This is a genomic window from Bacillus sp. CPT56D-587-MTF, assembly GCF_058792335.1.
The window spans coordinates 563,453-578,585 of the sequence record NZ_JBYTEF010000001.1 but is presented as its reverse complement, the minus strand read 5'-3'; the positions used below and the strand labels follow the sequence as shown (position 1 = coordinate 578,585).

21 protein-coding genes and 6 pseudogenes are annotated in these 15,133 nt (G+C 32.4%); 4 read left to right on the top strand and 23 right to left on the bottom strand.

Annotation, left to right across the window (positions count from 1 at the left end; all coding sequences use genetic code 11):
* Positions 1–184 precede the first annotated feature (184 nt).
* From AC3WVZ_RS03025 to AC3WVZ_RS02970, 12 genes and pseudogenes are all read right to left on the bottom strand, one after another.
* Positions 185–623: pseudogene (locus AC3WVZ_RS03025) on the bottom strand (SMI1/KNR4 family protein).
* A 20-nt stretch (positions 624–643) separates the two neighbouring features.
* Complete coding sequence (locus tag AC3WVZ_RS03020) at positions 644–1,096, bottom strand: YrhA family protein (RefSeq protein WP_065211936.1); 453 nt, start codon at positions 1,094–1,096, stop codon at positions 644–646.
* Between the two features lie 140 nt (positions 1,097–1,236).
* Positions 1,237–1,809 (bottom strand): imm11 family protein, encoded by a 573-nt coding sequence (locus tag AC3WVZ_RS03015; RefSeq protein WP_000707085.1) that lies wholly within the window; start codon positions 1,807–1,809, stop codon positions 1,237–1,239.
* 201 nt (positions 1,810–2,010) lie between these two features.
* Positions 2,011–2,178: a hypothetical protein gene (locus tag AC3WVZ_RS03010; protein WP_000490949.1), complete on the bottom strand. Its 168-nt coding sequence runs from the start codon at positions 2,176–2,178 to the stop codon at positions 2,011–2,013.
* Positions 2,179–2,329: 151 nt separating this feature from the next.
* A complete protein-coding gene (locus tag AC3WVZ_RS03005; RefSeq protein WP_233935997.1) occupies positions 2,330–2,767 on the bottom strand; it encodes a hypothetical protein in 438 nt (145 codons plus the stop codon).
* Positions 2,768–2,847: 80 nt separating this feature from the next.
* Positions 2,848–3,111 (bottom strand): DUF4176 domain-containing protein, encoded by a 264-nt coding sequence (locus AC3WVZ_RS03000; protein WP_001988756.1) that lies wholly within the window; start codon positions 3,109–3,111, stop codon positions 2,848–2,850.
* 1 nt (position 3,112) lies between these two features.
* Positions 3,113–3,253 (bottom strand): hypothetical protein, encoded by a 141-nt coding sequence (locus AC3WVZ_RS02995; RefSeq protein ID WP_170953359.1) that lies wholly within the window; start codon positions 3,251–3,253, stop codon positions 3,113–3,115.
* Positions 3,254–3,267: 14 nt separating this feature from the next.
* Complete coding sequence (locus AC3WVZ_RS02990; protein ID WP_065211937.1) at positions 3,268–3,531, bottom strand: hypothetical protein; 264 nt, start codon at positions 3,529–3,531, stop codon at positions 3,268–3,270.
* A 275-nt stretch (positions 3,532–3,806) separates the two neighbouring features.
* Positions 3,807–4,025, bottom strand: coding sequence for a hypothetical protein (locus AC3WVZ_RS02985; protein WP_000856858.1), 219 nt, complete (start codon positions 4,023–4,025; stop codon positions 3,807–3,809).
* A 1-nt stretch (position 4,026) separates the two neighbouring features.
* Positions 4,027–4,335: a hypothetical protein gene (locus AC3WVZ_RS02980; RefSeq protein WP_233935996.1), complete on the bottom strand. Its 309-nt coding sequence runs from the start codon at positions 4,333–4,335 to the stop codon at positions 4,027–4,029.
* A gap of 135 nt (positions 4,336–4,470) precedes the next feature.
* Positions 4,471–4,651 (bottom strand): annotated as a pseudogene (locus AC3WVZ_RS02975) (ornithine cyclodeaminase family protein); the annotation flags it as partial.
* Positions 4,652–4,661: 10 nt separating this feature from the next.
* On the bottom strand, positions 4,662–4,961 hold the full coding sequence (locus AC3WVZ_RS02970) for a DUF4176 domain-containing protein (protein ID WP_233935995.1): 300 nt from the start codon (positions 4,959–4,961) through the stop codon (positions 4,662–4,664).
* A gap of 51 nt (positions 4,962–5,012) precedes the next feature.
* Here AC3WVZ_RS02970 and tnpC point away from each other — a divergent pair, with 51 nt between their 5' ends.
* Entirely contained in the window at positions 5,013–6,416 is a 1,404-nt protein-coding gene (tnpC, locus tag AC3WVZ_RS02965) for an IS66 family transposase (RefSeq protein ID WP_100910632.1), read from the top strand.
* A 269-nt stretch (positions 6,417–6,685) separates the two neighbouring features.
* Here the strand turns inward: tnpC and AC3WVZ_RS02960 are convergent, their stop codons facing one another.
* Positions 6,686–7,354 carry a hypothetical protein gene (locus tag AC3WVZ_RS02960; protein ID WP_000742398.1) on the bottom strand — a complete coding sequence of 223 codons (669 nt, stop codon included), beginning with the start codon at positions 7,352–7,354 and terminating at the stop codon, positions 6,686–6,688.
* Between the two features lie 127 nt (positions 7,355–7,481).
* Between AC3WVZ_RS02960 and AC3WVZ_RS02955 the strand changes: the two are divergent.
* Positions 7,482–7,745 (top strand): annotated as a pseudogene (locus tag AC3WVZ_RS02955) (tyrosine-type recombinase/integrase); the annotation flags it as partial.
* Between the two features lie 18 nt (positions 7,746–7,763).
* On the opposite strand, the gene AC3WVZ_RS02950 reads toward AC3WVZ_RS02955, so the two are convergent.
* The 7 genes and pseudogenes from AC3WVZ_RS02950 to AC3WVZ_RS02920 form a co-directional block, all read right to left on the bottom strand.
* A complete protein-coding gene (locus AC3WVZ_RS02950; protein WP_000771612.1) occupies positions 7,764–8,012 on the bottom strand; it encodes a DUF4176 domain-containing protein in 249 nt (82 codons plus the stop codon).
* Complete coding sequence (locus AC3WVZ_RS02945) at positions 8,013–8,201, bottom strand: hypothetical protein (protein WP_001037837.1); 189 nt, start codon at positions 8,199–8,201, stop codon at positions 8,013–8,015.
* A 30-nt stretch (positions 8,202–8,231) separates the two neighbouring features.
* Complete coding sequence (locus tag AC3WVZ_RS02940) at positions 8,232–8,423, bottom strand: hypothetical protein (RefSeq protein ID WP_001147556.1); 192 nt, start codon at positions 8,421–8,423, stop codon at positions 8,232–8,234.
* Position 8,424: 1 nt separating this feature from the next.
* Positions 8,425–9,540 (bottom strand): annotated as a pseudogene (locus AC3WVZ_RS02935) (LXG domain-containing protein); the annotation flags it as partial.
* A gap of 54 nt (positions 9,541–9,594) precedes the next feature.
* On the bottom strand, positions 9,595–10,302 hold the full coding sequence (locus tag AC3WVZ_RS02930) for an IS6 family transposase (protein WP_100910607.1): 708 nt from the start codon (positions 10,300–10,302) through the stop codon (positions 9,595–9,597).
* Between the two features lie 90 nt (positions 10,303–10,392).
* Positions 10,393–10,719: pseudogene (locus AC3WVZ_RS02925) on the bottom strand (DUF5065 family protein); the annotation flags it as partial.
* 255 nt (positions 10,720–10,974) lie between these two features.
* A pseudogene (locus AC3WVZ_RS02920) lies at positions 10,975–11,201 on the bottom strand (hypothetical protein); the annotation flags it as partial.
* Positions 11,202–11,405: 204 nt separating this feature from the next.
* On the opposite strand from AC3WVZ_RS02920, the gene AC3WVZ_RS02915 reads away from it, so the two are divergent.
* Positions 11,406–12,500: a response regulator aspartate phosphatase gene (locus AC3WVZ_RS02915; RefSeq protein ID WP_001265863.1), complete on the top strand. Its 1,095-nt coding sequence runs from the start codon at positions 11,406–11,408 to the stop codon at positions 12,498–12,500.
* Positions 12,500–12,784, top strand: a complete 285-nt coding sequence (locus AC3WVZ_RS02910; RefSeq protein WP_063220032.1) for a hypothetical protein — start codon at positions 12,500–12,502, stop codon at positions 12,782–12,784. The genes AC3WVZ_RS02915 and AC3WVZ_RS02910 overlap by 1 nt, the downstream gene beginning before the upstream one ends.
* Before the next feature lie 419 nt (positions 12,785–13,203).
* Here AC3WVZ_RS02910 and AC3WVZ_RS02905 read toward each other — a convergent pair whose 3' ends face one another.
* The 3 genes from AC3WVZ_RS02905 to AC3WVZ_RS02895 all read right to left on the bottom strand — a co-directional run bounded on the left by AC3WVZ_RS02905 (position 13,204) and on the right by AC3WVZ_RS02895 (position 15,098).
* On the bottom strand, positions 13,204–13,728 hold the full coding sequence (locus tag AC3WVZ_RS02905; protein ID WP_000764206.1) for a nuclear transport factor 2 family protein: 525 nt from the start codon (positions 13,726–13,728) through the stop codon (positions 13,204–13,206).
* A gap of 151 nt (positions 13,729–13,879) precedes the next feature.
* The gene (locus AC3WVZ_RS02900) at positions 13,880–14,272 is read right to left on the bottom strand and encodes a nuclear transport factor 2 family protein (protein WP_001046359.1); all 393 of its coding nucleotides are present in this window, start codon (positions 14,270–14,272) and stop codon (positions 13,880–13,882) included.
* Between the two features lie 4 nt (positions 14,273–14,276).
* Complete coding sequence (locus AC3WVZ_RS02895; RefSeq protein ID WP_063220033.1) at positions 14,277–15,098, bottom strand: MBL fold metallo-hydrolase; 822 nt, start codon at positions 15,096–15,098, stop codon at positions 14,277–14,279.
* Between the last annotated feature and the right edge of the window lie 35 nt (positions 15,099–15,133).

The window sequence follows — 15,133 nt, the reverse complement described above, 5'->3', positions numbered from 1 at the left end:
TTTTCCCCCTCAATCTTCTTAACTTTGAGATAATATTAAAAAGACTTATGCGTAATTTACATAAGTCTTACTTTTGTTACTCATAATTAATTATTATTTGTCTTCGCAATCACATAAGCTAGAAAACATTTCTTAAAATAATGAACCAATAATGCACCACTCTAAAAAAGAGAATTGATATCTATTAAATATAATAGTCAGGATTTTCATCCATTTTAATTAAAAATTCTTCTAAAGAATCCGCTATTTTCTCATCTTCAGAGTAAGTAGGACATTGACCTAATTCATTTTCCTCTTTAAGTTAAAAAGTTAAGTTCTGTTACTTCAAAAAACACTAATGAATCATCATCTAGGTTTGGATTATATTCATAAATATCTTGCCTTAAACGGAAATCTGCAACTGAAATTGGGTCCATAAATCTGTTGAAAAACGTTCTTGTATCAGACTTTAAAAAACCACAACCTATTTCTTGATAAAAGCGTTTCAGTTCTTTTGGAAGTTCCATTTGTAATAAGCTTTCTGCCTCATCTATCTCATCTTGATATATAGGATAGAAAATAGGTTTTTGTTTAGAACGGACACTTCTGTCTGCTACAACATATTCTTTTAAAAAATTAAACATAATTTTTAATACCCCCCCTATTAAAGAAGGGTTATTTTTAACGCTTCCTCAAGCATTGTATTAAAATCATTATATGTGTTCATTACCGTACCTGATGGTTTATCAAGTTCTAAATAAGTACCGTCTGATAAGCTCTTACAAAACCACGCAATATTTGAATCGCCAAAGAAAAGATACTCTTTTTGAAATTCATTTTCATACCAAATCTTATTCGTGTCTATAAAGCCGCAAATATGTTCATCTTTTTTTGTTTCTAGTAAAGAAGAATCAACTCCGTAAAGTACCAGTCCATCAAAGTCTAAACCATTTACATTTTTAAGAAACTCTTCGTATTCCCTCGGTAAATCAACATTAAATTTCTCTTTTACATGTTCTCTTAATCTTTGAACTTCAGTATCCGTTGCGGGTGTATTCAGCTTATAATTAACACTTTTCAATATATCTCCAATTTCCAAAATCATATTTTTCCACATATAAATTTCACCATTGCTTCAGCTTGAATCAGTTCAAAAATTTCTTTTTCATTTCCCTCATAATTGTTTAACATTCTTAGAATTTTTAAATCCTTTACATCCATGTCACTAACTCCTATCAATTATTTTAGGACTTTCTTTTACATGTTTGCTTCTGAATCCCATACCTCGATAAATTCAAAACCTTTTAAATCACTTTCTAACACTGTATTTCTAAATTCATCTGATACAAAAACGGAAGGAATATGTAATATTTCATTTAAGTAAACTTTAAATATTGTTTGGTTCTTAACCATATTAGGTAAGAATGCGTATTTTTTGAAATCTATTACTAAGCCAGAACGTAGTTTCTTTAGTATAGCTTTCTCATAGTTAATAGCATCTAGTGCATTTAAAACGTTAATTATATAATACACTTCTCCCGTCACATCATGAATTAGGGGAAGAAATTCTACATTATCACCAAGTATAGACTCTAAAAATTTTTTAGCTTTCCCACTAACCATTGGCGTACCAACTTCTCCCCAAAAATGAGGCAAATCACTTTGATTTCCTTCTTCTACACATTTAATACGTATTTCTCCCCATGAATCAGATGCTTTTACTGCCGAGTCAATTTTCCCTTCAAAATACTTTTTAGAATCTTCTTCTAAGTTCAATAGTTGAAAGGATTCATAGTCATCAAATGAACTCTTTAATTCCCAAATCTTCATTTTTACTCTCCTTTGTTATTTTTCTATCCTTCCTTTATCTAAATGTAATTCTATATTCATGATGTTGCTTCTCTCTTTTCCATAGTCTTTACTGACTATAGGAGAACCGCGATTATATACTTAATATTCAATACAGACTCTTTAAAAGGTTTCCTGTGTTCTACCTCAACCTTCAAATAAAGAATATATGTATGATTAAAACTAATTATATTTTTTTACCTTTAAAGGAATAGATATAAAATACAAATCTATAGCATAAATAGTAATCAAAATACCTTTACCTTCATCAGCAAACTTTGATTGATGAAACTTTTCTGAAACTTTTCTTTTTCCCCATTTTTTAGGAAACCATTGAAATCCTGAAAACATATAATTAATCTACCTTTTCATTAAAATTTCGCGAGTTTATTTCTTAACTCTAGCTCTTCAACTGTTTCAAAACCTTTAAAAAATAAACTATCGATTTAATTATGATTAAAAAATACATTGTATTCTTTAGATGCCTTTTTCAATCCAAAAACTATTTTTCTTTTTTCCATGATATTCGAAATTCCCCACCATGTTCTTCCGTTTTAATTTTAACCTTATATGTATCATCCTTAGGCACTTTAATATTTTTTTCGCCTTCGCCACTATTAAACTCTAGTATTGTATTATCATTTGAATCCACAACATAAGCAATTATAGTTCCTTGTTTAGTTTTATCATCAAAAGAAAAAATCCAATTCTCACCTTTTTTAACTTTCCTATCTTGAGTTGCAGATCCAGTAAATTTTCTATAATCTCCAGATATACTACCTGATACACTATCTGAAGAACCATGAACTTTACCACCCACAATAGTTCCCTCTCTTGTAAAACAACCACTAAGAATTACTACACACAAAACAAATAAAATTGTATTTTCAAAAATTTTCACTATCATTACCCCTTCTACTCCCAATAAAATTTTCACCATTAAACTTATAAAAATAACTATAATAAAAAATTATATCCATTAAGATATATATTTTTATTATAGTTATAAATTCTGAATTATTATTTCGAATCTTCACGCAACTTAATTTCATCCTCATTTATGTAACCAGTAAAAATAACTTCTGATATGTATTCATGGTTAAAAAACATATTATATTCAGTTGAAACATTTCCAATAGGATAATAACAAGCCACATAATCCCAAGTTTCCTTAGTTTTTGAATCTTCCTGTTTTCTACCATATATCATCAAAGGTTGCTCCCATGTTTTAAATTTCACAACCGAACCTATTGGAAGTAGTTCTAACTCTAAATTTTGTACCATCTTAGTTTCCCCTTCTTAAAATAGCCTTTTTTATAAGGAAATAAGTGATAGAAAACAACAAACAAGTACCAATTGTACCAAAAATTGCAATACAAGCTAATATAATCATAAAATATTTAAATTGTTTCACTTTTTTATTCATACTACTTATCTCCTTTATTCCTTAACATTAACTTCTAAACCAAATCCCCATAAACCTCCATCAGGACCAAATGGTGCATGGAATTTGAATCCATTTTTTCCAGCTTCAAAAGATCCCCCGAGTATTCCAAGCGATGCTGATCCCCCAGTTTGTAACTTTTTATCCATAAATGGAATAGGAATTTTTATAGCACTCTCATATTTTACCAGAGTAGCTTCAGCTCCAAAAACAATATCCTCTTGTTCTATTCCAGCTTGAGCTACTGTAAAACTAACCATTTGGTAATAGTTTCATTGATACTTTTACCCCCTAAATATTAAATGAATTTTTCGAATTATAAATCTACTGTTTTTTCTTATTGTCTATACGTTTATAGATATACTCTACTGTAAAGTATGCAATAACATTGCAAATTAGCAGCAAACCTATAAGTAAAAGTTTATCTTCTAACCGTATAGTAGAAGAAGCCCAATTAACAACATAAACATAATACATACAGTAAAATTCAGAATTCTATTTATTGTACGCATACCTTAATTACTCCAGTCTTATATTAATCCCGTTTTTTTGTAAATTTATCATAAAATTTCTCTTGCGCCCACCGTCCGAATTTTAAAAAACATATTAAACCTGCTCCCAAAATGATGAGAACGATAGTTCCTAATAATTTTTCCCACCAATTGTTGAATGGAGTAATCATTAACCCTATAATAGATACGGATATTACGACATAAACTAAAATATATAATGGTTTATACGATGGTGTTTTCATATCATTTTTTCTCCTCATGTTTTTCAAATTTAAAACTACTTCCCACAGTAACCCCCTCTAAAACAGGAACTGTTATACCAGTTTCTTTTCCAACGCTACCTTTCAAACCTATTGCGCCCAATCCCAAATCACCTTTAATTTTCAGGTCTGTATCTCCAATAATTGGAAACAAATCTGGAAAATGTAGCATACTTACTTCTACTTCATACTTAAGTGTAGAAGCTTCCGATGCTGCTTTTAAGGAGTAATCGTCAATACCTGCTATAACTTCTAATGAGCAAAATATATATTGGTTAATTTCACCAAACACATTGTAATATATTATTCCGAACTTTTAAACACTTTATCTTTCTATTGAATATTCTACTTTTACTTGCTTTACAAGATTTTATGCAAAAAAGACCACCAAAAGGCAGTCTCAAAACTCAATCCTATTCACCATCCCTCACTCCACCGCTTTCTCATACAAATACTTCGCAGCGATAATATCTACTACTGCCAAACCAACTGATTTGAAAATAGTAATCTCTTCATCATTTTCGCGTCAGTTTTTCCACCGCTTAAGATTTGTTCAAGTTCGGCGTGGAGATTACTAGTTTTATCGGAATTTGAAGATCATCTGTTTCTAGATCATATTCAATTAAGCAATCCTACAAATGTCTCTTCTTCCTCATCTATAAAACCTACAAATATAATTTCTTCGATATCCTCATGATTAAATACAAATGTATACTCAGGATTAATGTATCCTTCTGGATAAAAACAGCCAATATAATCATACATCACAGGTTCTTTAACCATAAGTTTTTGTTTTCTTCCATAAATCACAATTTTCTTCGTCCCACCTTTTAATAGAACAATAGAACCATTTGGTAAAAACTTTTCGTAACTACTCAGCCACCTTTCGGTGTCTTTTTTAAATTTTACTAGTTTCATATGCCTCCCATTTGTAAATACTGAGTATATCAAACAGGGGAGGTGAATCTTATGGTCGATCGAAAAATTATTTTAGATACATATAAAAAAGGACCTGAAGCTGTTATTTCTTTATTTGAAGAAACATTTTCTAAGTTAGAAAAACGTATACAAGAACTAGAAAATGCTTCAAAAAAAAACTCCAAAAATAGTCATAAGCCACCTTCTACAGATGGTTTGGGTAAGCCCGTTACAAAAAGTTTGCGCAAACCGTCTCATCGTCAAACGGGTGGCCAGTTGGGCCACAAGGGACATACTCTTGGTTTGACAGCGACTCCAGATCATACGATTACACATTCTCCTACATATTGTACTTGTTGTCATACTTCCTTGAACCACGAGCCTGTAAAAGGGTATCGCATTCGCCAAGTGTATGACTTACCACCTATTCAGATCGAAGTGACAGAACATAAAGTAGAACAGAAAGAATGCCCACATTGCCATTCTATCCAAGAAGCCCAATTTCCTTCGACAGTATCTCGTCCTGTTCAATATGGTCCAAATATAAAAAGACTGATTCCCTATTTAACGCATTATCAATGCATTTCTTTGAAGCGAACAAAAGAATTCTTTCAGGATTGTTTTGGACATTCTATAAGCGAAGGAACCCTGGTAAATCATACACAGGCTTTCGCTTCTCAATTGCAGCCATTCATAAAAGAAGTAAAGGAAAAGATTCTGCAGTCTCCTGTTGTCCATTTTGATGAAACTGGTATGCGTGTAGAAAACAAAACACAATGGTTACATACTGCCAGTACACCGGAGGTGACATTGCAACATATTCATCAAAAACGTGGAAAAGAAGCAATGGATGCTGGAGAAATCTTGCCATCTTTTTCTGGAATTGCGATGCATGATGGTTGGAAATCGTATGATGCGTATACAGATTGTCGTCACGTTTTATGTAATGCCCATCTCTTACGAGATTTACAAGGAATTATAGATAGTACTGGAGAACAATGGGCACAACAGATGCAGAAATTTCTAACGCAAGCGTTGACGATGAAAAAGCAATCCGAAGGTACCATGCCAAAAGCGACGCAAAAGAATCTGTTTATTATGTATCAATCCATATTGAAAGAACAACAGATTCTTTCCACGAAACAAAAGAAGAAAGGAAAGCAGACGCCTTCTCAAAATTTATGGAATCGCTTCGTCAAGTATTCTGACAGAATTCTAGCGTTTTTAGAACATCCAGCCATTCCATTTGATAACAATCAAGCAGAACGGGATATTCGGATGACGAAAGTAAAACAGAAAGTGTCTGGGACTTTCCGAAGTAAGAAAGGCGCAGAATCTTTTTGTCAGATACGAAGCTTTATGAGTACCATGAAAAAACAAAAACAATCGGTCTTACAAGCGATAAACCAAGTCATAGAAACTAGAACGGTTCCTTGGAATAACACGACTTCATAAGAGAATTTCTCTATTTGGCATAGATTCTTTCTCTGATTGGAGTATTTTCTTTTCATGTTTTCGAATCGGAAACATGTATTTGGCCTGTTTTTTTATTTGAAGAAGCTGAGTAGTTACAACTTTTCTTTAGAAAATGGCATAACTCCCCATCCTTCCTTTATCTAAATGTAATTCTATATTCATGATGTTGCTTCTCCCTTTTCTTTTCCGTAGTCTTTACTGACTATAAGAGAACTGCGATTATATACTTAATATTCAATACAGACTCTTTAAAAGGTTTCATGTGTTCTACCCCCATCTTCTATATGCTTCCTTAAATAATAGTACCTATGGAGTTCCATAATGAAATGAAACAAAATAAACGAAAGCATGGAGTATACACACATTAATACAATTGCTACCATCTTTTGTGTTGCAAAACCAAGACTGATATTAGCAACGAGTTGACCCAATCCTATAAACGCCACTACTCCGAAACCAGAGTTTTTTTTCGATGATTTTGATTTTTTGATTGGTTCCTGAAGTTTTTTAATATGATTTTTATAATAATAATTCAAAGCAAAAATATACAAACCAACCGAAAAAATAAAATAGATGGGAGTTTGTAATCCTAACATTCCATATGCAAACTTTTGGGTTATAACTAATAATCCTACTGAACATACGATGCCAAATACCCCACGAAATAGAGTGTATTGTAATTGCCGCTTCCTAGGATTTATAACAATCCATATTGCCCATACATTTAAAAAAGCAACTGGTGGAACTATTATGTACATATATATCGGTTGAACAGGATTCGCAAAAGCAGGTAAAAGCACAAATATATCTGCTATCCCAATCACAAGAGTAATTATAGTCGATCTTATATCATTTACAGCATAAAGAGCCATATAATATTCAAAAACTTTTTTATTAAAATCTGTATTTTTTTTCATGTTAATTAAACCACCCTGCTACTGTTGACCAAGTTTTTTTCGCGCTCGTTTTCACCATATCCTTAATACTATCATCTTCACCATCACCATCTAAATCAGCATCCCATTTTACACCTTCTTTGAAATATTATTCCCTTCTCGAAAAGAAGATCAATCCATTAATAAGATCTAGGCTTATCGAAAATTGCAAAAAGCCGGAGATTTTGCCAGTGTAGAATCTATTGGGACCCACACCATGCGCAAAACCTTCGGCTATTGGTTCTATAAACAAACAAAAGATGTTGCTATGTTGCAAGAAATACTTAATCACAGTACACCGCAAATCACATTGACTTATATCGGAATCAATAAAGAAGAGAAAGATAATGTACTAAATACATTTTGTATTTAATTCAATTGTAATAAAAAACTATATTTCCAACAATTTCTCACGTAATATCAATTCATTTTCAGTCATGTAACCTCTGTGTAATTCTTCTACAATCTTATCGCAATTAAAGCATAATACTTTTTCATCACCTAAATAACCAACTGGATAAGGAACACCTACATAGTCAAAATCACGTTTATCTGCTGAAATAACCATTCTTCCGATAATCATAATGATTGGTTCTACACCTTCTAGTTTAACAACTGAGCCAATAGGTAATAGTTTCATTTATTTGCTCTCCTTTTTCTTTTTATATCTGAATATAAATTCTAAAATAATTATAAAAGCAAATCCAATAGATAATTGAATGACTGTAAAAAGGATTTTTTCTTTTGAAGAAGCTTCAGGTAAATTCCATATTACTACAAGGGGAATAAGTACCCCAACAATGGTAAGAATCCTTAACAATTTATTCATATTTTGAATTCCCCTATCACATAGGTAATATCATTTCTTGTTAAATTTACTGTGTACCAGTTCAAAAAATTTATTTGCACCAAGTGAAATTGCACCAATAATAAGAACCCCAATAATAAAATAAATCTTTTTAAATAAACTGTAAGGAGATAAAATAGCAACTACAAGAAGTATTATAATTGCAACGAATGTGACTAATTTTCCAACTTTAAATGCTTGCATATCAGCTTTCCTCTTTCTTTGGTTTTTCAAATTTGATAAATCCTCCAAGGCCAAACTCTTCCCCGAAGTATCCCCCGGTTTCAGCTCCAAGCTTTACTTTATAACCGAATGTACCTAATCCTAATTCCCCTTTTGCTATTACATCATGGTCTCCTATAAATGGAACGAAATCTGGGATATGAAAAAGATTTAACTCTGCTTCATATTTGTTAGCAGTAAGTTCCGATGCAATTTTTAATGTATATTGATCCACACCTGTTGTAAAGTTTGCTTCGCCAAACTTTTGAGTAATGGTTAACTCTTGCGGAGTAAACCTAATAGGTCCAATGGGCCCAATAAAAGTAGTAATTGGAACCTTTATTTTTTTTATTTTAAAGGAGTTTTCTAAAGCAGATCCCTCTATTTTTGCTCCAATAATATTTCCAGCCATTAAATCATCTTTAGCAGCATCAAAAGAAAAAGGCACATTTACATCTATTTTTCCAGATAAAGCTTTCATGTTCCACTCGCTGTTATTACCAAGAGGCTCCTTACCATCAATCACAGAACCTTCTAAAACTCCTCCAACACGATCTCCATCTTTCCATTCTGCTTTACCTGTAAAATATTTAATGTTATCCTTATCATCTTTTTTAGTTCCTGCCTGTGCTATTTTATCAGCTTCATGAGTTCTCTTTTCTGTAATTTTTTGAATAGATGTTGTCCATCCCATGTTCAATACTTGCGTACTAAATGTACCGCTGACAACACTAAATCCCTTCCCACTTTGAACTTCCGCAAGACCTGCAGCAATACTAGTTGCTAATTGAAGTGCTGTACTATAATTATTACTAGAGTTCTGATTGAATTGATACAAATGATCCAGCTTTTCTTGCAGTTTTTGCCTCATAACAATAAAAAGATTTACCATGGCATCCATACCCGGCATTGGCATAGCCTGATTGACAGCTTCCATACTTGTTTTCATTCGGTCAATTTCCCGAATTTGTTCTAATATCTCTTGTTCAATTACATCTGTGGAAGCGACTTGTGATTGAAATTGACTTGGAAAAGCATCATTCTGACGGATTAATTCTTCACACAAATAAATGATTCCTTGTGCCAAAGGGGTTCTGGTGCAACAATAGTGGAATGTGAAAAAAGAATAGAAGATTCCTAACGGAATGGAACTTTATGCTGTTAAACCAAAGAGTTCATTGATAAGATATATCTGCTTTTGGACAGACTTCTCCCCTTGGAGAGTTTGTCCTTTTTTGATCATATGCATAGCTTCTATTCCAGTAATCATTTTTATAGCTGTAGGGAATGATTTCAATCCTAGCATATTCCGAATCCGTTTTTTGATAAACCGATGATCTTGCTCAATGATATTGTTTAAGTATTTTTTTACACGAAGTGGTATACCGTGTGGTATACACTTTTCTTCCTTTAGTTCACGTACTGCAACAGGATAGGCTTTATCGCCATCAGCAGTTATCGAACGAGGTTTTGTGGCATGAACAGAAGCCAAGGCTTTCTTTAGAAAACGTTTGGCAGCCTTCGCATCTCTTTTACGACTTAAATAAAAATCAATCGTGTTTCCTTCAGAATCAATCGCGCGATATAAGTACATTTTCTCTCCTTTGATTTTGATGTATGTTTCATCCACACGCCAAGAATCATTGGTTGGTTTCAAATGTTTTCGAATACGCTCATTTAATTCTGGTCCATATTGATGCACCCATCGCATAATTGTTGTATGTACTAAGAATAATCCTCTTTCCTCCATCATTTCCACTAAATCACGAAGACTTAAGTTGTACCGCAGGTACCAACGTACGGTTAATACAATGATATCAGGCTGATACTGTTTCCATTTGAATATATTTTCTTTTTCCATACTGATCACACACCTTTTTTTAGTAATAGCACCAGTATTGCCAAGTTTGAAAGAGCATTTTCAAATCATTTCGCTTTTTTGCACCAGAACCATAAATTCTGGTTCTATTGTTTGGAATCGTTCTAGGGTACCATTTGTGTGGATTTTAAAAATTTTCATTTGCGCACCAAAATGTTCTCTACCAAAGTGCTGTGCTAAGTAAAATGTATCACCAGTTATTAAATTCCCAATCTTCCAATCTGGTTGATATGTACTTTCCTCTGAATTTTGTAAATCCACAATGGTTTTAAATCCCCAATCATCATTAAGTGGATCTGAGTAAGCTGCAGCTGCTTGTGAGGTAGGCTTACTCATTTCTATTGCAGTAAAACCGCTAAAAGTTAACACCCCAATTAATGCTAATTTTCCTAACTTCATTATTGTTTCCCCCCTATTAATTTTTGTAATTTTTAAAACCAGAAATCATACACACATAATAATATAATTCACTGTATAATATTTCAAATATTTTCTAAAAAAAGTTATAAATACAAAAGAAAGACACCAAAAGGGGCCTTTCTCCGACTTGAACCACTTTAATTTTAATAATATGTATTGGACTCCCATCCGAATATTGTTTTAACGTATTTATCCATATTTTGTTTGCGAAAAAATGAAAAGCATAATATCTTATTACTGCTTGTTCATAGCTTTTATCTGTTATAAACATATTCAGTAGTCATGAAGTCATTAGGGAAGTCGTTGATCACTTTCTTCATAACGTTTAGTTCTTCCTGAGATTTGAGTTCAATACCATTTATATAATCAAATACCTTAGATGGTTCATCTGCTACGTAATTCTGTGTCATGTAATCATCTTGGAAGTCTTTCTTTGTTTTTTCTTTAACGGCATTCATAGCATTTATAAAAAAATTGTACCGTGTAGAATTATTTCACTGTACCAAATATTTGAATTTACTAAACAGTTAGAATGAATACGATTATTTATATAATTGAAAATAAAATTGTTAAACAAATGTTGAGAAATAACAAATTTCAATTTCCATTATATTCTATACTTGCTATTATTTAATGTAAGACTATTCAGAAAAGGAAGGGATTATATGCGTGTTCCAGTGAAGGGGAATGAACAGATTTCAAAATTATTTAATGACTGGTATCAAGCTATACTACAACATCAAAATGTACAAGCAACAAACTTAAAACAAGAAGTTGAAGATAAGCTTTCCAGTATAAAAGAAGATAAAAATTTATTATTATACTATTCATTATTAGACTTTAGATATAAAGTACTAACCGATGGACTTAACATTACAAAAGATAGCTTTAATGAAATTAACTCCTTTGATATACCTGATAGTAGTTTTTTATCCTATTATTATCACTTCTTCAAAGCTATTCACAGCACAATTCTTGCAGACTATAATGAAGCAAAAGAATATTTTGAGAAGGCGAAAAAACTTTTAATGTACGCAATGAATGAAGTAGAAGAAGCTGAATTTAATTACCGTTTAGCTTCATTTTATTATCAAATCTATAAACCGCTTTTAGCTATTGATTACATACGAATAGCTAAAGATATTTTCTCTAAACACACAGGCTATAAAATTAATGTAGCATTATGTGACAATGTTTTTGGATTAGCTTGTATAGATTTAAGGCAATTTGAACAAGCCGAAGAAAGTTTTAACACTGCCATAGATATTCTAAAAAGTAAAAATGAAAGAACATTGTTACTACGTGTTAGAAATAACATCGGACTATTATATGCAAATCAAAATCTATCCTCTTTAGCAATTCGTCACTTATCAGAGGTTACAGAAAATATACCAAATCACTTTAAAGCCCTATATTTACAAGCAGATGAAAATTTAAAATTAGGCGAAACGGCAGTAGCATCTCAACTCATCGAAAAGGGCTTAAACATTTGCAATGAATTAGCAAATAAAGAATATCAATATCGCTTTAAAATCTTAGAAAAATTGAACAACACGTCTAACACTACAGAATTAGAAGCTGTTGTATTAGCAGGAGTTTCATACTTTAAAAAAGAAGAGTTATGGGATTGCATTGAAGAATATGCAGAACGATTAGCGAATAAATTTTATGCAGAGGAACATCATGTGAAGGCTAGTAAATATTTTTATATGAGTAATGAAGCAAAGAAAAAACTATTAGCTAAAGGGGCGTTAAAGTAATGAAAAAGTTTGGATTAACAATAGCAGGTTTAACGTTAGCTGGAATTATGACTTTTGGTATAAGTAACAACTTAGAATTTTCGGCATTAAACAAAGGTGACACACCTGCACCACAAAGACCTGATTTAGCATTTAGTAATGGGCATATCGGTACTTCTCCAGAATATACACATGGAGAAGGGTGGTCTTCATCTTACACACACGGGGAGCCTTTGGGTATAGCTGATGGTGATACTGGTGCACCTACTTACGATCATGGAAGACCGCCTACACCACAAGCTTAATTGTTCCGCAAAGAAAGTCATACTACTTGTATGGCTTTTTCTTTATTTTAGTTACTTAAGCTCTACATTTTTATCTGATTTGCTTTTGCTAGTGTAGAAGAGGGAAAAGGTATAGAAGCATAAAGTGAAACTTTGCCCTCACCAATTGGGCTTTTACGGGCAGCCCGCCCCCACCTAATTTCTTTGCTTTCGCTGAATTTTGAGGTGGGGATCTTACTGCCCGTTAATGCGGGATAAAAGAAAACCGCCTGAAATGATATGTACTTGAATAGTAGTACATAAAAAATACAAATAACAATAAATTAAATATCGTTAAAACAAAAAGGAGATGTCCCAGGCATGGTACTAGGACATCTCCTTTACTTATCTAAATTCTACAAAGCACTATCAATTAAACAATTATTAAATATATCTTCTATCTAAAACATCGTATTATCATTAGCTGCTTCACTTGGAATCTCTTGAATTACATCCCAGTGTTCGACAATCTTTCCATCCTTGATACGAAATATATCCACTATAGCAACTCCCTTATCTTGAGAATTAGTACGAGAATGTACATGAAGAGCAACTGTATCCCCTTCAGCTACTACACGTTTAATCTCTGCAGAGGAATTAGGATTTTTAACAAAATCCTCCTTAAAGAAATCCATGAAGGCTTTTCGTCCATCAGCAACAAAAGGATTATGTTGCTTATAATCTTCGCTAACATATTTAGGGATAATATCGATATTATGTTTGTTAAAAACTTCATTATAGAAATCAACTACCATCTTTTTATTCTTTTCATTTTCTTTTACTTCTTTTGATGCAGAAGCGACATTTTCGCTCTTAATTGAGTTCCCTTTGTTATTACCAGCGGAAGCTTGATATACCAAAGTCGAAACTACTCCTAAAATAAATACAGAAATAATTGTTATGATTAAACTTTTCTCTAATTTCATATATACCTACCTCTTCTACTTAAATAAGTTTTCTTCTATAAAAAGCTTGAAGAAGGAGAAACCTTCCCCAAAATGTAATGTCAGGGGTAATGTTAGAAATTTCATTTATCCTAACCTCCCCCTATACAAGGCATATTAAAAACGATTCATTCTAACTTAATACCTCATTAACAGTTGCACTGTCCACAATTTGAATAAACTTCTTAACCTTATCGTTCTCATCAAACTTATAAAGGTGACAAAAATCTGCTATGAACGATTTCCCTGTAGCTTTATATGTCCCACTATATTTTCCATACACGATAACAGTATTGTTATTAAAAGCATAAATTTCATCTTTAGCGCTATAGTCATCCCATTCTGTGCCAAGACGTTCATGTACGTTTTTCACTACTTCATCTGGACCTATATAAGTACCTGCATATGGAAACCCAGCAGCTTCTGTCCAAGATACATTTTCACTTAAATATGTTTTGAACGCATCCAATTTCCCTTCGCCAGTTAACACATACGTTTCATGTAATAGTTTTTGATATTTATTCATATCATTAACCCCAAGGCATTTCTTTTGTTACAACTTTTGCACTTAATTCTAATACACCTTTATTTGCATAGTCTGGATATGCTGCTTCAAGTTTTGCCACAAAATCTTTTGAAGTTCCACTTTCCTCAGAAGCTTGAACCGCCGTTCTTAGATAATCCATTGTCGCAGTAAGTGCTTGATTATTTAGAGATTTTTCGATTGATCCATGGCTTGGTACAATTATGTCAGCATGTAATGCTTGTAATACTTTCAAGTTCTCAATCCATGCCTCCATAGCCGCTTTTGAGCTAGTATCCGCTAAGAATACATGTATTTCGTTAAATACATCGATACCACCAATTAATACTTTTAGTTCTTTATTAAATAGGCTAGTTCTGTAATGATCTAAGCCTACTAGTTCAAATGTTAACCCCTGAAAATCAATCACTTTTTCTTTAAATACTTGAGGTAATACCACGTTACTTGGTGCATTTTCTCCAAGGGCGTCTTTCCAAACTTTTAATTTCCCTAAGACAGAATGAACGATATGTTCAACAGTAGACTCTGTTGCATACGCTATAGCTTCTGGGTAAACGGCTTTAATGCTCTCTAATCCAAAGTAGTAGTCTGGATCCCCATGAATAATAAAGATTTTATCTAAAGATAAGTTATTTTTTTTCAGATACTCAACAATTTCTTTCGAATCAGACTGAGTAAATTTTGAGTTTATTAAAAATGCATGTCCTGCTTTCTCAACTAATGTTGCTGTGACCATAAAGCTTTTTTCGTCCGAACTAAACACCGTTAATTTCACATCTTTTTGATTTGTATCGATTGTTGTAAACATAGTATGTTATTCTCCTTTTGTTAAAGTTATTAACT

Bases quoted from the DNA above. Each gene is read 5' to 3' on its own strand.
- AC3WVZ_RS03000 (WP_001988756.1), bottom strand. From the start codon at position 3,111: ATGGTACAAAATTTAGAGTTAGAACTACTTCCAATAGGTTCGGTTGTG.
- AC3WVZ_RS02930 (WP_100910607.1), bottom strand. From the start codon at position 10,302: ATGGAAAAAGAAAATATATTCAAATGGAAACAGTATCAGCCTGATATC.
- AC3WVZ_RS03005 (WP_233935997.1), bottom strand. From the start codon at position 2,767: ATGGTGAAAATTTTATTGGGAGTAGAAGGGGTAATGATAGTGAAAATT.
- AC3WVZ_RS02915 (WP_001265863.1), top strand. From the start codon at position 11,406: ATGCGTGTTCCAGTGAAGGGGAATGAACAGATTTCAAAATTATTTAAT.
- AC3WVZ_RS02995 (WP_170953359.1), bottom strand. From the start codon at position 3,253: ATGAATAAAAAAGTGAAACAATTTAAATATTTTATGATTATATTAGCT.
- AC3WVZ_RS02905 (WP_000764206.1), bottom strand. From the start codon at position 13,728: ATGAAATTAGAGAAAAGTTTAATCATAACAATTATTTCTGTATTTATT.
- AC3WVZ_RS02985 (WP_000856858.1), bottom strand. From the start codon at position 4,025: ATGAAAACACCATCGTATAAACCATTATATATTTTAGTTTATGTCGTA.
- AC3WVZ_RS02900 (WP_001046359.1), bottom strand. From the start codon at position 14,272: ATGAATAAATATCAAAAACTATTACATGAAACGTATGTGTTAACTGGC.
- AC3WVZ_RS02895 (WP_063220033.1), bottom strand. From the start codon at position 15,098: ATGTTTACAACAATCGATACAAATCAAAAAGATGTGAAATTAACGGTG.
- AC3WVZ_RS02950 (WP_000771612.1), bottom strand. From the start codon at position 8,012: ATGAAACTATTACCTATTGGCTCAGTTGTTAAACTAGAAGGTGTAGAA.
- tnpC (WP_100910632.1), top strand. From the start codon at position 5,013: ATGGTCGATCGAAAAATTATTTTAGATACATATAAAAAAGGACCTGAA.
- AC3WVZ_RS02990 (WP_065211937.1), bottom strand. From the start codon at position 3,531: ATGGTTAGTTTTACAGTAGCTCAAGCTGGAATAGAACAAGAGGATATT.
- AC3WVZ_RS03015 (WP_000707085.1), bottom strand. From the start codon at position 1,809: ATGAAGATTTGGGAATTAAAGAGTTCATTTGATGACTATGAATCCTTT.
- AC3WVZ_RS02945 (WP_001037837.1), bottom strand. From the start codon at position 8,201: ATGAATAAATTGTTAAGGATTCTTACCATTGTTGGGGTACTTATTCCC.
- AC3WVZ_RS03020 (WP_065211936.1), bottom strand. From the start codon at position 1,096: ATGTGGAAAAATATGATTTTGGAAATTGGAGATATATTGAAAAGTGTT.
- AC3WVZ_RS02910 (WP_063220032.1), top strand. From the start codon at position 12,500: ATGAAAAAGTTTGGATTAACAATAGCAGGTTTAACGTTAGCTGGAATT.
- AC3WVZ_RS02940 (WP_001147556.1), bottom strand. From the start codon at position 8,423: ATGCAAGCATTTAAAGTTGGAAAATTAGTCACATTCGTTGCAATTATA.
- AC3WVZ_RS03010 (WP_000490949.1), bottom strand. From the start codon at position 2,178: ATGTTTTCAGGATTTCAATGGTTTCCTAAAAAATGGGGAAAAAGAAAA.
- AC3WVZ_RS02970 (WP_233935995.1), bottom strand. From the start codon at position 4,961: ATGAAACTAGTAAAATTTAAAAAAGACACCGAAAGGTGGCTGAGTAGT.
- AC3WVZ_RS02960 (WP_000742398.1), bottom strand. From the start codon at position 7,354: ATGAAAAAAAATACAGATTTTAATAAAAAAGTTTTTGAATATTATATG.